The organism is Burkholderia sp. BCC1988 (genome assembly GCF_905339895.1).
In the GTDB taxonomy this organism is placed as follows: domain Bacteria; phylum Pseudomonadota; class Gammaproteobacteria; order Burkholderiales; family Burkholderiaceae; genus Burkholderia.
Genome location: NZ_CAJPHA010000016.1, coordinates 168,571 through 183,962, shown reverse-complemented (window position 1 = coordinate 183,962; position 15,392 = coordinate 168,571). Strand labels below are relative to the sequence as shown.

Annotated in this window: 17 protein-coding genes; 10 read left to right on the top strand and 7 right to left on the bottom strand. The window is 68.4% G+C overall.

Annotation, left to right across the window (positions count from 1 at the left end; translation table 11 throughout):
- Positions 1-165 precede the first annotated feature (165 nt).
- From U4012_RS23195 to U4012_RS23185, 3 genes are all read right to left on the bottom strand, one after another.
- Positions 166-360, bottom strand: coding sequence for a hypothetical protein (locus U4012_RS23195; RefSeq protein WP_124571704.1), 195 nt, complete (start codon positions 358-360; stop codon positions 166-168).
- 38 nt (positions 361-398) lie between these two features.
- On the bottom strand, positions 399-743 hold the full coding sequence (locus U4012_RS23190) for an MmcQ/YjbR family DNA-binding protein (RefSeq protein WP_321801794.1): 345 nt from the start codon (positions 741-743) through the stop codon (positions 399-401).
- A 103-nt stretch (positions 744-846) separates the two neighbouring features.
- Positions 847-2,166 carry an MFS transporter gene (locus U4012_RS23185; RefSeq protein WP_321801792.1) on the bottom strand — a complete coding sequence of 440 codons (1,320 nt, stop codon included), beginning with the start codon at positions 2,164-2,166 and terminating at the stop codon, positions 847-849.
- Between the two features lie 193 nt (positions 2,167-2,359).
- On the opposite strand from U4012_RS23185, the gene gcvA reads away from it, so the two are divergent.
- From gcvA to ettA, 3 genes are all read left to right on the top strand, one after another.
- Complete coding sequence (gene gcvA / locus U4012_RS23180) at positions 2,360-3,277, top strand: transcriptional regulator GcvA (protein WP_044845890.1); 918 nt, start codon at positions 2,360-2,362, stop codon at positions 3,275-3,277.
- A 113-nt stretch (positions 3,278-3,390) separates the two neighbouring features.
- Positions 3,391-3,699 carry a DUF3761 domain-containing protein gene (locus tag U4012_RS23175; protein WP_124487898.1) on the top strand — a complete coding sequence of 103 codons (309 nt, stop codon included), beginning with the start codon at positions 3,391-3,393 and terminating at the stop codon, positions 3,697-3,699.
- Between the two features lie 189 nt (positions 3,700-3,888).
- A complete protein-coding gene (ettA, locus tag U4012_RS23170) occupies positions 3,889-5,556 on the top strand; it encodes an energy-dependent translational throttle protein EttA (protein WP_044845892.1) in 1,668 nt (555 codons plus the stop codon).
- Between the two features lie 143 nt (positions 5,557-5,699).
- Here ettA and U4012_RS23165 read toward each other — a convergent pair whose 3' ends face one another.
- The 4 genes from U4012_RS23165 to U4012_RS23150 all read right to left on the bottom strand — a co-directional run bounded on the left by U4012_RS23165 (position 5,700) and on the right by U4012_RS23150 (position 9,025).
- Positions 5,700-6,323 (bottom strand): HAD-IA family hydrolase, encoded by a 624-nt coding sequence (locus U4012_RS23165; RefSeq protein ID WP_321801787.1) that lies wholly within the window; start codon positions 6,321-6,323, stop codon positions 5,700-5,702.
- Positions 6,320-6,871 (bottom strand): cysteine hydrolase family protein, encoded by a 552-nt coding sequence (locus U4012_RS23160; RefSeq protein WP_321801785.1) that lies wholly within the window; start codon positions 6,869-6,871, stop codon positions 6,320-6,322. Before U4012_RS23160 ends, U4012_RS23165 begins: the two co-directional genes overlap by 4 nt.
- Positions 6,872-6,937: 66 nt before the next feature.
- Positions 6,938-8,752 (bottom strand): aminopeptidase P family protein, encoded by a 1,815-nt coding sequence (locus U4012_RS23155; RefSeq protein ID WP_321801783.1) that lies wholly within the window; start codon positions 8,750-8,752, stop codon positions 6,938-6,940.
- Positions 8,753-8,770: 18 nt separating this feature from the next.
- The gene (locus tag U4012_RS23150; protein WP_044845896.1) at positions 8,771-9,025 is read right to left on the bottom strand and encodes a hypothetical protein; all 255 of its coding nucleotides are present in this window, start codon (positions 9,023-9,025) and stop codon (positions 8,771-8,773) included.
- A gap of 171 nt (positions 9,026-9,196) precedes the next feature.
- On the opposite strand from U4012_RS23150, the gene U4012_RS23145 reads away from it, so the two are divergent.
- The 7 genes from U4012_RS23145 to U4012_RS23115 all read left to right on the top strand — a co-directional run bounded on the left by U4012_RS23145 (position 9,197) and on the right by U4012_RS23115 (position 15,306).
- Positions 9,197-9,958, top strand: coding sequence for a response regulator transcription factor (locus U4012_RS23145; protein ID WP_044845897.1), 762 nt, complete (start codon positions 9,197-9,199; stop codon positions 9,956-9,958).
- A gap of 26 nt (positions 9,959-9,984) precedes the next feature.
- Positions 9,985-11,283 carry a glutamyl-tRNA reductase gene (gene hemA, locus U4012_RS23140; RefSeq protein WP_044845898.1) on the top strand — a complete coding sequence of 433 codons (1,299 nt, stop codon included), beginning with the start codon at positions 9,985-9,987 and terminating at the stop codon, positions 11,281-11,283.
- 85 nt (positions 11,284-11,368) lie between these two features.
- A complete protein-coding gene (gene prfA, locus U4012_RS23135) occupies positions 11,369-12,451 on the top strand; it encodes a peptide chain release factor 1 (RefSeq protein WP_044845899.1) in 1,083 nt (360 codons plus the stop codon).
- 7 nt (positions 12,452-12,458) lie between these two features.
- Complete coding sequence (gene prmC / locus U4012_RS23130) at positions 12,459-13,301, top strand: peptide chain release factor N(5)-glutamine methyltransferase (protein WP_321801779.1); 843 nt, start codon at positions 12,459-12,461, stop codon at positions 13,299-13,301.
- A 67-nt stretch (positions 13,302-13,368) separates the two neighbouring features.
- Positions 13,369-13,680 (top strand): Grx4 family monothiol glutaredoxin, encoded by a 312-nt coding sequence (grxD, locus tag U4012_RS23125; RefSeq protein ID WP_011883132.1) that lies wholly within the window; start codon positions 13,369-13,371, stop codon positions 13,678-13,680.
- 13 nt (positions 13,681-13,693) lie between these two features.
- Entirely contained in the window at positions 13,694-14,290 is a 597-nt protein-coding gene (locus tag U4012_RS23120; RefSeq protein ID WP_321801776.1) for a UbiX family flavin prenyltransferase, read from the top strand.
- A 224-nt stretch (positions 14,291-14,514) separates the two neighbouring features.
- The gene (locus U4012_RS23115; protein ID WP_059607887.1) at positions 14,515-15,306 is read left to right on the top strand and encodes a DODA-type extradiol aromatic ring-opening family dioxygenase; all 792 of its coding nucleotides are present in this window, start codon (positions 14,515-14,517) and stop codon (positions 15,304-15,306) included.
- Positions 15,307-15,392: the final 86 nt, after the last annotated feature.

Genomic DNA, 15,392 nt, shown 5'->3' with positions numbered 1-15,392 from the left:
AGTTGTCGTTGTTGAACCCGGCAGCCCGCCGCGCATGCGCGCATACGGGCAGGAAGCCGGGTCGAGCTGTTCCGGTCGGTGCGCGACGCAGTCTGCGAAGCCGCGGGTGCGATGCGGCGCACGAGGTGCCGGCGCATCGCGTACGCCCCTTCCGTCGGCTGTCGGTCAGCCGCCTTCGAAGCGAAGGAGTGTAAGCATCAAACGGTTCTTCACTAAGAACCAATTGAAGAATTTCGATGGATCCACTTGTTGCATCGATGCGAACCGATGCAACGCATGATCCGGTTCGGCGTCCGCCTGCGGGCAGCCGGATCGGGCAAGTGATGACGGCGCGTGCCCGCTCGGCATCATGGTGAACACGTTCCGTCGAAGCGGATCGCGTGCCGCGCCGGCGCGGCTCAGTTGGCGTCGTCCGGCCCTGCGTCGCGCCATTTGGCCGGCACGATCGCGCGCCATTCGCGCAGAAGCAGGTTTCTCACGGCGTCGGGATGCGCGGCCGACAGGCGCACCAGCACGATCGGCCAGCCCGCATAGTGGTCGGTCAGGTAATACACGTCGGGTTCCGCTTCGATCAGCCACGCGCGCTCGTCGGGGCCGACGCCCTTCACGACGAGCGTATCGCCGTCCTCGCGCAGGCGCGCGAGCGTCTTGCCCTTCACCTTGAGTGCGGGCGTGCCGTACGACGTCCCCTCCTCGACGCCGCGCCATGCGAGCGCGATCTGCCGCACTTCGTCGAATGTCACGATGCGCCTCCAGCCGTCGATGATCGAGTTCCGGCCACCGTAGCGGAAATCGTAGATCGCGCCTAGCTGGAAGGCGCCGTGCCTTGCAGCGGGCGACGCGCGTCTAGCGGCCGGCCGCGCGCACGGCCATCTGCGCGCGGCCGGTGGTGGCGACGATCGCGAACGCGATCGCATTGGCGGCCGCGCTGGCCAGGATCGGCACGAGATAACCGCCACCCGCGTCGTAGATGAAACCGGCCGCAGCCGGCCCGATCAGCGTGCCGAACGCGATGCTCGTGTACAGCACGCCGATGATCGCGCTCACGTTGCGGCCGCCGAAGTAGTCCATCACGACGGCGGGCAGCACGGCGACCCAGCCGCCGTAGAACACGCCGAACACGAGTGCGAACGCGGCCAGCGTCGCGACGCTGCCGGCGCCGGCCCACGCGACGAGCGCGACGGCCATGCCTGCGAACATCGCGAGCAGCGATGCGCGGCGGCCGAAGCGGTCGGCGAGGCCGCCGAGAAAGAAGCGCCCAGCCGTGCTGCCGACGCCGATCGCGCCGAGCAGCAGCACGGCCGTCGACGATGCGACGCCATGATCGAGCGCATACGGCACGAGGTGCACGAACGGCACGAAGACGCCGAACGAGCACACGAGGCATGCCGCGTAGAGGCTCGCGAACGGCCGCGACGTGACGGCCTCGCGCAGCGTCGCGCCGGTGGGCGCCGCTGCGGCAGCCCGCGCGCGATCAGCAGCGTTCACGGAGTCCGCGGCCCCTGCCGTGTGCCCGCCCGCTTCCGGCAAGCCTCCGCCGGCGGCGGGATGCACGGCCTCCCCGTCCGGCAACAGCCCGCGCCCGCGCGGGTCGTTCTCGATCAGCAGCGACATCCCGGCGCCGATCGCGACGGCGAGCGCCGCAAGCGTGAAATAGGCGCCGCGCCAGCCGACGTGCGCGATCAGCGCGGAGGCGAGCGGCGGCATCACGAGCGTGCCGACGCCGATCCCCGCGACCGCGAGCCCCGACGCGAAGCCGCGCCGCCGCACGAACCAGCGCTGCACGGCGCCGACGGCCGGCACATACGCGCAGCCGACGCCGAGACCGACACCGAGCCCGTACGCGACATAGACCTGCAGCAGCGTATGCGCGGCGCCGGCCGCCGCGAGACCCGCCGCCGTCAGCAACATGCCGGTGACGGCGAGCCGCCGTGAGCCGAAACGATCGGCAAGCGGGCCGCTGACGATGCCGAAGCCGAAATACAGGAAGCCGGCCAGCGAGAACACGAGCGAGATCTGCCCGCGCGATGCGGCGAAATCCCGCTGCAGCGCTTCGACGAACGCGCTGAACGTGTACGCACTGCCGAAGCCGACGAACGTGACGGCGAACGCGGCCGCCACCACATACCAGCCGTAGAAGACGCGCGACGCGCGCGGGCCGCTCATGACGATGCTCCTCTCAGGTTCCGCCGGACGCCGCGCGGCGTCCGGATTGCCTCATGGATATAGTTGAACTATGTTGGTCGCATCGACCGCCGCAAGTCAGCCGTGACGAATCGGATCCGACGCGACAACGGTACTCGCGCGCATGCCTTGCCTCAAACGATATTTCGTCGGCCTTTCGCTTTAGAAAAACTCAATGAACCGTTCCCGTCTGCCACCGCTCAACGCGTTGCGCGCGTTCGAGGCGGCGGCCCGCCACCTGTCGGTGAAATCGGCAGCGCAAGAGCTGTCGGTCACGCCCGGCGCGGTGAGCCAGCTGATCCGCACGCTCGAGACCCATCTCGGCGTGCAACTGTTCGAGCGCGTGAACCGCGGCATCCTGCTGACCGCCGCGGGCCGCGACTATCTGCCGCCCGTGCGCAACGCGTTCCGGCAAATCGCCGACGCGTCGCAGCGCGTGTCGGGCGCCGCCGACAGCGGCGTGCTGACGGTGAGCGTCACGCCGTTTTTCGCATCCGCATGGCTCGTGCCGCGCCTCGCGCAGTTCCGCGATGCATGCCCGGACGTCGACCTGCAGATCGTCGCGAGCCATGCGCTCGCCGATTTCTCGCGCGACGGCGTCGACGTCGCGATCCGCCACGGTCTCGGCCGCTACATCGGGCTGTGCAGCGAACGGCTGCTGACCGTGGAGATCGTCGCGCTTGCGGCGCCGGAACTCGTCGCGCGGCTGGGCATGCCGGCCACGCCCGCCGACCTGGCCGGATGGCCGCATCTGCACGACGCCGAACGCAAGGGCTGGCACATCTGGTTCGACGCGCAGCGAATCGCCGATTTCGGCCCGCCGCGCGGCCCCGCGTTCGACGATTCCAGTCTGTTGCTGCAGGCGATCCTCGCCGGCCAGGGCGCCGGCCTGCTGCCGGCGGCGATGGTGCGCGGCGAGCTCGCGAGCGGCCGGCTCGTGCAGCTTGCCGACGTCGCGTGGCTCGACGACTTCGCGTACTACCTCGTCTATCCGCCGCATCATGCGGAGCGCGCGAAAGTCGCCGCGTTCCGTCGGTGGATTCTCGAGGCCGCCCAGGCCGACGGCGCGGCATCGATGACGGGCACAGCGTAGCGTCGCTGCAGCGCGGGGCGGCGGCAACGATCTCGAGCCGATCGGCTAACATGCGGCCCGGGCCGTCGGTCCGCCAGCCACCGGCAACGGACAACGACATCAGCAGAGAGACCATGCCAGCCCTGCTCCGCCGCGCGACACGCATCGCAACCCTGTCGGCCGCGCTGTTCGTCGCGTGCGCCGCCCTGCCGCCCGCGGCGCACGCCTATCGCGCGTCGCCCGGCTACGGCAGCGAAGCCGACCTCGACCGGCACGACACGTACCGCAATCGCGACGGCGACACCGTCCATGCACCGGCGCATTCGAAATCGGGCCGCGTGCCCGAGGGCGCGAGCGCGCGCTGCCGCGACGGCACGTACAGCTTCAGCCGCCATCGGCGCGGCACCTGCTCCGGGCACGGCGGCGTCGCCGGATGGCTGTGAACGCGGGTCGGCCGAACGGCCAGCGCGGTGCCAGCGGCAGCCGGCGCCGAAGTACAATACGCGCTCGCGCCGCCAACCCGCGGCGACACCGCCGCGCCCCGCGCGGCACGCTCCGTACCGAATCACCCGACGCCACGCACGCCGATGCGCTGCGCGGCAGTCTCAACCCTTTCTGAGTTTCACACCCAAATGGCCCAATACGTTTTCACGATGAACCGGGTCGGCAAGATCGTGCCGCCCAAGCGCCAGATCCTGAAGGACATCTCGTTGTCGTTCTTTCCCGGCGCGAAGATCGGCGTGCTCGGCCTGAACGGCTCGGGCAAGTCGACGCTGATCCGCATCATGGCGGGCGTCGACAAGGACATCGAAGGCGAAGCGACGCCGATGCCGAACCTGAACATCGGCTACCTGCCGCAGGAACCGCAGCTCGATCCGACGAAGACGGTGCGCGAAGCCGTCGAGGAAGGCCTCGGCGACCTGTTCCAGGCGAACAAGAAGCTCGAGGAAATCTACGCGGCCTATGCGGAACCGGACGCCGACTTCGACGCGCTCGCGGCCGAGCAGGCGAAATACGAAGCGATCCTCGCATCGAGCGACGGCGGCAGCCCCGAGCAGCAGCTCGAAGTGGCCGCCGACGCGCTGCGCCTGCCGGCATGGGACGCGAAGATCGAGCACCTGTCGGGCGGTGAAAAGCGCCGCGTCGCGCTGTGCAAGCTGCTGCTCGAGAAGCCGGACATGCTGCTGCTCGACGAACCGACCAACCACCTCGACGCGGAATCGGTCGACTGGCTCGAGCAGTTTCTGGTGCGCTTCCCGGGCACCGTCGTCGCCGTCACGCACGATCGCTACTTCCTCGACAACGCGGCCGAGTGGATTCTCGAACTCGACCGCGGCCACGGCATTCCGTGGAAGGGCAACTACAGCAGCTGGCTCGACCAGAAGGAAGAGCGCCTGAAGCAGGAAGAAGCGTCGGAATCGGCGCGCCAGAAGGCGATCAAGAAGGAACTGGAGTGGGTGCGCCAGAACCCGAAGGGCCGCCAGGCGAAGTCGAAGGCGCGTATCGCGCGCTTCGAGGAGCTGAACAGCCAGGAATACCAGAAGCGCAACGAAACGCAGGAAATCTTCATTCCGGTCGGCGACCGCCTCGGCAATGAAGTGATCGAGTTCAAGAACGTCAGCAAGTCGTTTGGCGACCGCCTGCTGATCGACAACCTGAACTTCAAGATTCCGGCCGGCGCGATCGTCGGCATCATCGGCCCGAACGGCGCCGGCAAGTCGACGCTGTTCAAGATGCTGACCGGCAAGGAACAGCCGGATTCGGGTGAAGTCGTGATGGGCCCGACCGTGAAGCTCGCGTACGTCGACCAGAGCCGCGATGCGCTCGACGGCTCGAAGACGGTGTTCGAGGAAATCTCGGGCGGCGCCGATGTGCTGACGGTCGGCAAGTACGAAACGCCGTCGCGTGCGTACATCGGCCGCTTCAACTTCAAGGGCGGCGACCAGCAGAAGATCGTCGGCAACCTGTCGGGCGGCGAGCGCGGCCGCCTGCACCTCGCGAAGACGCTGATCTCCGGCGGCAACGTGCTGCTGCTCGACGAACCGTCGAACGACCTCGACGTCGAAACGCTGCGCGCGCTGGAAGACGCGCTGCTCGAATTCGCGGGCTCGGTGATGGTGATCTCGCACGATCGCTGGTTCCTCGACCGGATCGCGACGCACATCCTCGCGTTCGAAGGCGATTCGCAGGTCACGTTCTTCGACGGCAACTACCAGGAATACGAAGCCGACAAGCGTGCGCGCCTCGGCGAGGAAGCCGCGAAGCCGAAGCGCCTGCGCTACAAGCCGATCAGCCGCTGAACGATGCGGCCCGTGCATCCGGCGACGCGACGCCGGGTGCCGAACGCGGCCGCTTCCGGATCGGCAGAACGACAAAGCGGGCTCATGGCCCGCTTTTTTTTCATCCGCCTGTCTGCATTCGGCTGCGGCGTCCGGCGCGCCGCCTACGCGAGCGCGCCCAGCTCGCGCAAACGAGTCTCGGTCGCGGCCGCGCTCGTGTGATGAATGCCATGCCAGCCGAGTGCCGTCGCGGCCGCGGCATTCTTCGCGTTGTCGTCGATGAACACGAGCTCATGCGGCGCAATGCCCGGCAGGTGCGGCTCGATCCGCGCATGCATCTCGCGGTAGATCGCCGGATCGGGTTTCACGAGCTTCACGCGACCCGACACGACGATGTCCTTGAAGCGCCGCAGCACCGGGAAGTTGTCCCACGCATACGGAAAAGTCTGCGCGGACCAGTTGGTCAGCCCGAAGAGCGGCATCCCCTGCGCATCGAGCCGGTCGACGAGCGCGGCGCCTTCGTCGAGCACGCCGCCGATCATCTCGTGCCAGCGCGCGTAGAACGCGCGGATCAGCGTCTCGTGCGCCGGAAACTTCGCGACCAGCTCGCTCGTCCCTTCGTCGATTGTCTGCCCGCCGTCCTGCCGGATCACCCAGTCCATCGCGCACACGTGCGTGAGGAACCAGCGGCGCTCGGCTTCGTCCGGAATCAGCTGCCGGTACAGGTACTCGGGGCTCCAGTCGATCAGCACGCCGCCGAAATCGAACACCACCGCCTTGATCGTCATGCGAACTCCGTGGCGAGCACGTCGGCGAGCGGACGCGGCGTCACCGCATTGCCCGACAGCGTATTGTTTTCCCACACGAAGTGATGATGTGCGACGATCTGCGCGGCCGACAGGTGCGCGCGCTCGTTCGTCGTGTGCAGGTCGGACACGACGGTCGTCCGGTAGCCGAGCAGTGTCGCGCGGCGCGCGGCCGAATCGACGCAGAACTCGGTCGCATAACCGCAGATCAGCACCGAACGGACGCCATGGCCGTCGAGCTGCGCGGCGAGCGGCGTGTCGTGGAACGAATCGCTCACCTGCTTGCGGATGCGCCAGTCGGCGCGACCGACGATCAGTTCCTCATGCAGTTCCCAGCCGGGCGTGCCGGGCACGATGTCGTCGTCCGCATCGCCGTCGTGCTGCACGAAGCACACGGGCGCGTTTGCCGCACGTGCCGCCGCCGTCAGCCGGTTGATGCCCGACACGACGTCGTCGAGCCGGTACGCGGGCCGCGCCCGCTGCACCAGCCCGCGCTGCATGTCGATCACGATCACTGCGGTGTCTGCCATCGATTGCCCTCTCCGTCGTGGTCCGGCCGTCGCGCGGCCGGTATCTGTCGTGTATTGCGCGTCGCGTCAGATCGGCTGCGTGCGCGCATCGAGCCACGCCTTCGCGTCGCCGCTCACGTGCCGGCCGACGCGCTCGCGCACGGTCGCGTGATACGCGTTCAGCCACGCGCGTTCTTCTTCATGCAGCATCTCGATCAGCACGCAGCGCGTGTCGATCGGGCAGAGCGTCAGCGTCTCGAACGCGAGGAAATCGCCGAATTCGGTCTGCCCGCCCGCGCGATTCACGACCAGGTTTTCGATCCGGATGCCCCACTTGCCGGGCCGGTACACGCCCGGCTCGATCGACGTGATCATCCCCTCTTCCATCGCCGTGTACGGCTCGGCCGGCGCGTAGTGCGAGATGACCTGCGGGCCCTCGTGCACGTTCAGGAAGTAGCCGACGCCGTGACCGGTGCCGTGGCCGTAGTCGAGCCCGGCCGCCCACATCGGCGCGCGCGCGATCGCGTCGAGCATCGGCGAGCGGATGCCGCGCGGGAAGCGCGCGCGCGACAGCGCCATCATCGACTTCAGCACGATCGTGAAATCGCGGCGCTGCAGGTCGCTGACCGTGCCGACCGGCACGACGCGCGTGATGTCGGTGGTGCCGGTCGTGTACTGGCCGCCCGAATCGACGAGCAGCAGGCCGTCGCCGGCGATCGTCGCGTGCGACTCGGGCGTCGCGCGATAGTGCGGCATCGCACCGTTCGCGTTGAAGCCGGCGATCGTCGCGAAGCTCGGCGACACGTAGCCGGGGCGCCGTGCGCGCGCGGCCGTGAGTCGCTCGTCGATCGTCAGCTCGGTGATCGTCTCGCGGTTCACCGCCTGCTCGAACCACGCGAAGAACTCGGCGAGCGCGGCGCCGTCGTGCTCCATCGTCACGCGCACGTGCTCGATCTCGGCGGACGTCTTGCGCGACTTCGCGAACGTCGACGGGTTCACGGCCTCGATCAGCTTCACGCCGGCCGGCACGGCCTCGAGCGTGCCGAACGTCACGCGGCGCGGATCGATCAGCAGCGTCGCGCCGTCGGGCAGCGCCGCGAGCGCCGCGCGCGCGGCGTCGTACGCGCGGACCTCGACGCCGTCCTGCGCGAGCGACGCGGCCAGCGCCGGCGACACCTTGCCGTCGGCGACGAACAGCGTCGCGCGATCGGCCCCGATCATCGCGTGCGCGACGAACACGGGGTTGAAGTTGACGTCGGCGCCGCGCAGGTTGAACAGCCACGCGAGATCGTCGAGCGTCGACACGAAATGCCATTGCGCGCCCTGCGCGTGCATCGCACGGCGCACTTCGGCGAGCTTGCTCGCGCGCGTCGTGTCGGCCTGCGGCGCCACATGCTCGAACACCGCGTCGCCCGGCAGCCCCGGGCGCTCCGGCCAGATCGCGTCGAGCAGGTCGAGATCGGTGCGCAGCGCGATGCCGCGCGCGCTCAGCGCGGCCGTCAGCGCGCGTGCCGCCGCGACGCCGAGCACGGCGCCGTCGACGCCGACCGTCGCCCCGGCCGGCACGTTCTGCGCAAGCCAGTCGACGTGCGGCGCGCTCTGCTGCCCGCCCGTCATCTTCATCAGCTGGACGCCCGTGCCTGCGAGTTCGGCCTCGGCCTGCACCCAGTAGCGGCTGTCGACCCACAAGCCCGCGAAATCCGCGGTCACGACCAGCGTGCCGACCGAGCCCGTGAAACCGGACAGCCAGCGTCGCGCCTGCCAGCGCTCGGGCAGGTACTCGGACAGGTGAGGATCGGCGGACGGCACGAGATAGGCGGCCAGGTCCTCGCGGACCATCGCGCCGCGCAGCAGCGCGAGGCGGGCCGGCACCGACGAGACTTCGGGGAGACGGGCATTCATGATTTCACCTGAGAGCGTTCAGCGACGGGCCGACACGGCGACCGTCACGGCTACGGCGAGGAACGCGACACCGGTGCAGACCGGCCATTCGAGCGTTTCGCCGTCGTAAAACAGTCCAGAGAGATTGCCGGCCATGCGCGCGGCGGCGGCGCCTGCGATGCCGACCAGCACCACGATCCACCATGCCGGCCGGCCCGTGCGCCGCATCGGATGCAGCCACCGGCCGAACAGCCCGACGGCCGCTCCCAGGACAAGGATTCCAAACCAGTTCATTCGACGCCTTCTATAAATTCAGATTCGTCCCATAGGCGTGAACGTTGCCAGCGGCTAGCATCGATTCATCCATCGAACCCGAGACCAGCCGGGCGCCGCGAACATTCGAGTGTAGGGGCCGACCCGACGTTATGGCAAGCGCGCACCCGCAGGCGTATTGAAGAAATCCTCATGCGAATCGCTCTCATCGATCCGGAGGCGCATCATGCTGCGCTCCTGAACCGCCTGCTGTTCGCCGGCGGTCATGTGTGCCACGCGTTTCCGTCCAGCGCGGCGTTCTTCGAGTGGCTCGCCACCGATACCTGCGACATGCTGATCATCGGCAACTGGGCCGGCGACCAGCCGGCCGAGGTAGTCATTCCGCGGGCGCAGGCGATCCTGCCCGGGCTGCCGGCCATCGCCGTGATGCAGCTAGCGCGCGAAAGCGAAGTCGTGTCGTGCCTGCACGCGGGCGCCGACGACTGCCTCGTGCGCCCGGTGAGCGGCCCCGAGCTGCTCGCACGCGTCAACGCGCTGAGCCGGCGCGCGGGTGTCCGGCGGCCGCCGAATCGCTCGCGCGAAATGTATGGAGAATACGCATTCGATGCGACCCACAGCCTCGTGCGCTTCGGCAATGCGATCGTCGCGCTCACGCCGAAGGAGTTCCGCTTCGCACAGCTGCTGTTCGCGAACCTGTCGCGGCCCGTGTCGCGCGCGCATATCCTCGAGACGGTTTGGGCCCGCCGCCGCGACATGAAGTCGCGCACGCTCGACACCCATGCGTCCCGGCTGCGCAGCAAGCTGCGGCTGCTTCCGGAGCGCGGCTACCGGCTTCTGCCGCTCTACGGCTACGGCTACCAGCTCGACCGCGTGCCGATCGAGCCCCCAAATTCGAGGCCGCGCCACGCCGATGCCCGGTATGCCGCAAGTGAGGAAATCGCTGAAACGCTATAATATGAGGCTAAACGATAGCCCTCGATATGCAACTCCTCACGATCGGAATCAACCACCACACTGCGCCTGTCGCCCTGCGCGAACGCGTGGCGTTTCCGCTCGAGCAAATCAAGCCGGCTCTCGTCACGTTCAAGAACGTGTTCCTCGGCCCCCAGGCGCCGAATGCGCCCGAAGCGGCAATCCTCTCCACCTGCAACCGCACCGAACTCTATTGCGCGACCGACGATCGGGCCGCCCGCGAGGGTGCGATTCGCTGGCTGTCGGAGTACCACCAGATTCCGGTCGACGAGCTCGCCCCGCACGTCTATGCGCTGCCGCAGTCGGAAGCGGTCCGGCACGCATTCCGCGTCGCGTCGGGTCTCGATTCGATGGTGCTCGGCGAAACGCAGATCCTGGGCCAGATGAAGGATGCGGTACGCACCGCGACGGAAGCCGGCGCGCTCGGCACCTATCTGAACCAGCTGTTCCAGCGCACGTTCGCCGTCGCGAAGGAAGTGCGCGGCACGACCGAGATCGGCGCGCAGTCGGTGTCGATGGCCGCCGCCGCGGTCCGCCTCGCGCAGCGCATCTTCGAAAAAGTGTCGGATCAGCGCGTGCTGTTCATCGGCGCCGGCGAGATGATCGAGCTGTGCGCGACGCACTTCGCCGCGCAGAGCCCGCGCGAGCTCGTCGTCGCGAACCGCACGGCCGAACGCGGCCAGCGGCTCGCCGAACGTTTCAACGGCCGCGCGATGCCGTTGTCGGACCTGCCTGCCCGCATGCACGAATTCGACATCATCGTGTCGTGCACCGCGTCGACGCTGCCGATCATCGGCCTCGGCGCGGTCGAACGTGCGGTGAAGGCGCGCCGCCACCGGCCGATCTTCATGGTCGACCTCGCGGTGCCGCGCGACATCGAGCCGGAAGTCGGCAAGCTGAAGGACGTGTTCCTCTACACCGTCGACGATCTCGGTGCGATCGTGCGCGAAGGCAACGCATCGCGCCAGGCCGCGGTTGCACAAGCCGAGACGATCATCGAAACCCGCGTGCAGAACTTCATGCAGTGGCTCGACACGCGCAGCGTCGTGCCGGTGATCCGTCACATGCATACGCAGGCCGACGCGCTGCGCCGCGCGGAAGTCGAGAAGGCGCAGAAGCTGCTCGCGCGCGGCGACGATCCGGCCGCCGTCCTCGAAGCGCTGTCGCAGGCGCTCACCAACAAGCTGATCCACGGCCCGACGAGCGCGCTCAACCGCGTGAACGGCACCGACCGCGATTCGCTGATCGACCTGATGCGCGGGTTCTACCAGCACGCGCCGCGCTCGAACGACCAGTCCGGCCACTAGCGCCGGCCGGTTGCCCCTGCCGCCGGCCGCGCGCCGGCCTATCCTTTTCGAATACCCCTTTTGTCCGGGAGCGTCGCTCCACACCATGAAGACGAGCATGCAACGCAAGCTCGACCAGCTGTCTATCCGGCTGGCCGAACTGAACGACCTGCTGAGCCGCGAAAACGTCACGGCCGACCTCGACCAGTACCGCAAGCTGACGCGCGAACACGCGGAACTCGGCCCGGTCGTCGAGCAGTACGCGCTGTGGCGCCAGTCGCGCAGCGACGAGACGGCCGCGCAGGAGCTGGTCGCCGATGCATCGATGCGCGATTTCGCCGAAGACGAGATTCGCAGCGCGCGGGAACGCATGGTTCGCCTCGAAGGCGAGTTGCAGAAGATGCTGCTTCCGAAGGACCCGAACGACGACCGCAACATCTTCCTCGAAATCCGCGCGGGCACCGGCGGCGACGAATCGGCGCTGTTCGCGGGCGACCTGCTGCGCATGTACCTGCGCTTCGCGGAACGCCAGCGCTGGCAGGTCGAGATGATGTCGGAGAGCCCGTCGGATCTCGGCGGCTACAAGGAAGTGATCGTGCGGATCGCCGGCCAGGGTGCCTACTCGCGGCTGAAGTTCGAATCGGGCGGCCATCGCGTGCAGCGCGTGCCGGCGACCGAGACGCAGGGGCGCATCCACACGTCCGCCTGCACGGTCGCGGTGATGCCGGAAGCCGACGAAATCGGCGAGGTCGAGATCAATCCGGCCGACCTGCGGATCGACACGTTCCGTGCGTCGGGTGCGGGCGGCCAGCACATCAACAAGACCGATTCGGCGGTGCGCGTCACGCACATCCCGACCGGGATCGTCGTCGAGTGCCAGGACGACCGCTCGCAGCACAAGAACAAGGATCGTGCGCTGAAGGTGCTCGCCGCGCGCATCAAGGACAAGCAGTATCACGAGCAGCACGCGAAGGAAGCGGCGACGCGCAAGAGCCTGATCGGCTCGGGCGACCGCTCGGAGCGGATCCGCACGTACAACTTCCCGCAGGGCCGGATGACCGATCACCGGATCAACCTCACGCTGTACCGGCTCGAGGCGCTGATGGACGGCGATCTCGACGAACTGATCGGCGCGCTCGTCACCGAACACCAGGCCGAACTGCTCGCGTCGCTCGGCGACACCGACTGAGGTCGCGATGTCCGACACCACCGCCGACGATCTGCTGCGCGCGTCGCCGCTCGACCCGGTCGATGCGCGCGTGCTCCTCGCGTACGCGCTCGGCTGGCCCCGCACGCAGCTGATCACGCGCGGCGACGCCCCGCTCGAGCCCGCCGCGATCGCGCGCTACCGCGCGCTCGAAGCGCGCCGCGTGGCGGGCGAGCCGGTCGCGCAGCTCGTCGGGATGCGCGAATTCTTCGGCCGGCCGTTCGATGTGACGCCCGACGTGCTGATCCCGCGCCCCGAAACCGAACTCCTCGTCGAAGCCGCGCTCGACGCGATCGACGGTCGCCCGCATCCGGCCGTGCTCGATCTCGGCACCGGCAGCGGCGCGATCGCCGTGTCGATCGCCGCCGAACGGCCCGACGCACGCGTGTGGGCGCTCGACCGCTCATCGGCCGCGCTCGACGTCGCCCGGCGCAACGCGCACAAGCTGCTCGACGCGCGCCGCCCCGGCGGCCCGCTGCACTGGCTGCAGAGCGACTGGTACGCCGCGCTCGATCCGACGCTCGCGTTCGACACGATCGTCAGCAATCCGCCGTACATCGCGCAGCACGATCCGCACCTCGCGCAGGGCGACCTGCGGTTCGAGCCGCGCGGCGCGCTCACCGACGATGCCGACGGCCTCAGCGCGATCCGCACGATCGTCGCAGGCGCCGGCGCGTACCTGAAACCGGGCGGCACGCTCTGGATCGAGCACGGCTACGACCAGGCCGAAGCCGTGCGTGCCTTGCTCGTGTCACGCGGCTTCGTCGCGGTCGAATCGCTCGCCGATCTCGCCGCGATCGAACGCACCACGGGCGGCCGCCGGCCCGTCTGACGGCCGGCCCGCCCGGTTGAAATCCGCTATCATTTCGTTCTAACGCCCCGCCAACGCAAGGTCAGTCATGGACACCCAACAACGTATCAAGCAAATCGTCGACGAAAACCAGGTCGTGCTCTTCATGAAGGGCAACGCGCAATTCCCGATGTGCGGCTTTTCGGGCCGCGCCGTGCAGGTGCTGAAAGCCTGCGGCGTCGACCAGTTCAAGACGGTCAACGTGCTCGAGGACGACGAGATCCGCCAGGGCATCAAGGAATTCTCGAACTGGCCGACCATCCCGCAGCTGTACGTGAAGGGCGAATTCATCGGCGGCTCGGACATCATGATGGAGATGTACCAGTCGGGCGAACTGCAGCAACTGTTCGCCGCCGCGTAACGCCCCGTTCCCGATGGCATCTCCCAGCGCGCCGCCACGCCGGCTGATCGTCGCGATCACCGGCGCCACCGGCGCGGTCTACGGCGTGCGGCTGCTCGAATTGCTGCGCGCCGCCGGCGGCGTCGAAACGCATCTACTGGTTTCGAACGCCGGCTGGCTCAATATCCAGCATGAATTGCAGCTGTCGAAGGCCGAAGTCGAAAGCCGGGCGGATGTCGTGCATTCGGTACGCGATGTCGGCGCGACGATCGCGTCCGGTTCGTTCGCAACCGACGGGATGGTGATCGCCCCGTGCTCGATGAAGACGCTCGCGAGCGTCGCGCACGGCCTGTCGGACAACCTGATCACGCGCGCGGCCGACGTCACGCTGAAGGAACGCCGCCGTCTCGTGCTGATGGTGCGCGAAACGCCGTTCAACCTCGCGCATCTGCGCAACATGACCGCCGTGACCGAAATGGGCGGCATCGTGTTTCCGCCGCTGCCCGCGTTCTACGCGATGCCGAAGACGATCGAGGAACTCGTCGACCAGACCGTCACGCGCGTGCTCGACCAGTTCGCGCTCAGCGCACCGATGACGACGCCGTGGGCCGGCATCCGGCCCGCACGGTAAGCCGCTCGACGCGGCGCTTCGGCGCCGTTCTCCGCGCATCTTCGTCGATTCGGCCGCCTTCCGGTTCGATCCAGCCGCGCCCAGCCTCCCCGCGCCTGCTCCCGTGCACCCGAATCGGCCGAATTATCAACCATCGCGATTCAATCAAATTCTGGCAAGCCGATTTATCAATGTCCGGTGCGCGCCTATAGTCACAGGCAACCCACTATTGCAGGCTCCCCACCATGAACCGCTTGCCTTCGCTTTACCTGTCACACGGCGCCCCGACGCTGCCGATCGACCCGACGCTGCCGTCCGGCGCATTCACGCACCTCGGCGCCGAATTGCCGCGCCCCCGCGCGGTGCTGATGCTGTCCGCGCACTGGGGCACGCAGCAGCCGGTCGCGAGCGTGGCCGCGCACCCGGAAACGATCCATGACTTCTACGGCTTCCCGCGCGCACTGTACGAGATCCGCTACCCGGCACCGGGCGCGCCCGAGGTCGCCGAGCGGGCGGCCGCGCTGCTGAACGCGGCCGGCATCGCGACCGCGACGACCGAGCACGGCCTCGACCACGGCGCGTGGGTGCCGATGCTGCTGATGTTCCCGGAAGCCGACGTGCCCGTCGCGCAGTTGTCGATCCAGCCGCGTGCGGACGCGGCCCATCACTTCGCGCTCGGCCGCGCGCTGCGGCCGCTGCGCGACGAAGGCGTGATGGTGATCGGCTCGGGCCAGATCACGCACAACCTGCGCGCGGCCGATTTCAGCGCGGCGCCCGAGGATGCGGACCCGCGCGTCGCGGAATTCACCGACTGGTTCGAGGCGAAGCTCGCCGCGCGCGACGTCGACGCGCTGCTCGACTATCGCCGGCAGGCGCCGCACGCGGCGCTGATGCATCCGACCGACGAGCACCTGCTGCCGGTGTTCACCGCGCTCGGCGCAGCCGACGACGACTACCAGCTCGGCATCCAGTCGCTCGGCACGTATCAACGCGTGCTCGCGATGACGAACTACGTGTTCGCAAGCGCGGCCGCCTGAATCGCGCGACACGGCGACACAAGCGCCGAGCACAAATAAAAAGCCCGCCCGAGCATCGCTCGGACGGGCTTTTTTGCGCTTTCCGC

What these genes read in the sequence shown, in the direction of transcription:
- U4012_RS23185 (WP_321801792.1), bottom strand. Translation starts at nt 2,166, where the DNA reads ATGAGCGGCCCGCGCGCGTCGCGCGTCTTCTACGGCTGGTATGTGGTG.
- gcvA (WP_044845890.1), top strand. Translation starts at nt 2,360, where the DNA reads ATGAACCGTTCCCGTCTGCCACCGCTCAACGCGTTGCGCGCGTTCGAG.
- U4012_RS23175 (WP_124487898.1), top strand. Translation starts at nt 3,391, where the DNA reads ATGCCAGCCCTGCTCCGCCGCGCGACACGCATCGCAACCCTGTCGGCC.
- ettA (WP_044845892.1), top strand. Translation starts at nt 3,889, where the DNA reads ATGGCCCAATACGTTTTCACGATGAACCGGGTCGGCAAGATCGTGCCG.
- U4012_RS23165 (WP_321801787.1), bottom strand. Translation starts at nt 6,323, where the DNA reads ATGACGATCAAGGCGGTGGTGTTCGATTTCGGCGGCGTGCTGATCGAC.
- U4012_RS23160 (WP_321801785.1), bottom strand. Translation starts at nt 6,871, where the DNA reads ATGGCAGACACCGCAGTGATCGTGATCGACATGCAGCGCGGGCTGGTG.
- U4012_RS23155 (WP_321801783.1), bottom strand. Translation starts at nt 8,752, where the DNA reads ATGAATGCCCGTCTCCCCGAAGTCTCGTCGGTGCCGGCCCGCCTCGCG.
- U4012_RS23150 (WP_044845896.1), bottom strand. Translation starts at nt 9,025, where the DNA reads ATGAACTGGTTTGGAATCCTTGTCCTGGGAGCGGCCGTCGGGCTGTTC.
- U4012_RS23145 (WP_044845897.1), top strand. Translation starts at nt 9,197, where the DNA reads ATGCGAATCGCTCTCATCGATCCGGAGGCGCATCATGCTGCGCTCCTG.
- hemA (WP_044845898.1), top strand. Translation starts at nt 9,985, where the DNA reads ATGCAACTCCTCACGATCGGAATCAACCACCACACTGCGCCTGTCGCC.
- prfA (WP_044845899.1), top strand. Translation starts at nt 11,369, where the DNA reads ATGAAGACGAGCATGCAACGCAAGCTCGACCAGCTGTCTATCCGGCTG.
- prmC (WP_321801779.1), top strand. Translation starts at nt 12,459, where the DNA reads ATGTCCGACACCACCGCCGACGATCTGCTGCGCGCGTCGCCGCTCGAC.
- grxD (WP_011883132.1), top strand. Translation starts at nt 13,369, where the DNA reads ATGGACACCCAACAACGTATCAAGCAAATCGTCGACGAAAACCAGGTC.
- U4012_RS23120 (WP_321801776.1), top strand. Translation starts at nt 13,694, where the DNA reads ATGGCATCTCCCAGCGCGCCGCCACGCCGGCTGATCGTCGCGATCACC.
- U4012_RS23115 (WP_059607887.1), top strand. Translation starts at nt 14,515, where the DNA reads ATGAACCGCTTGCCTTCGCTTTACCTGTCACACGGCGCCCCGACGCTG.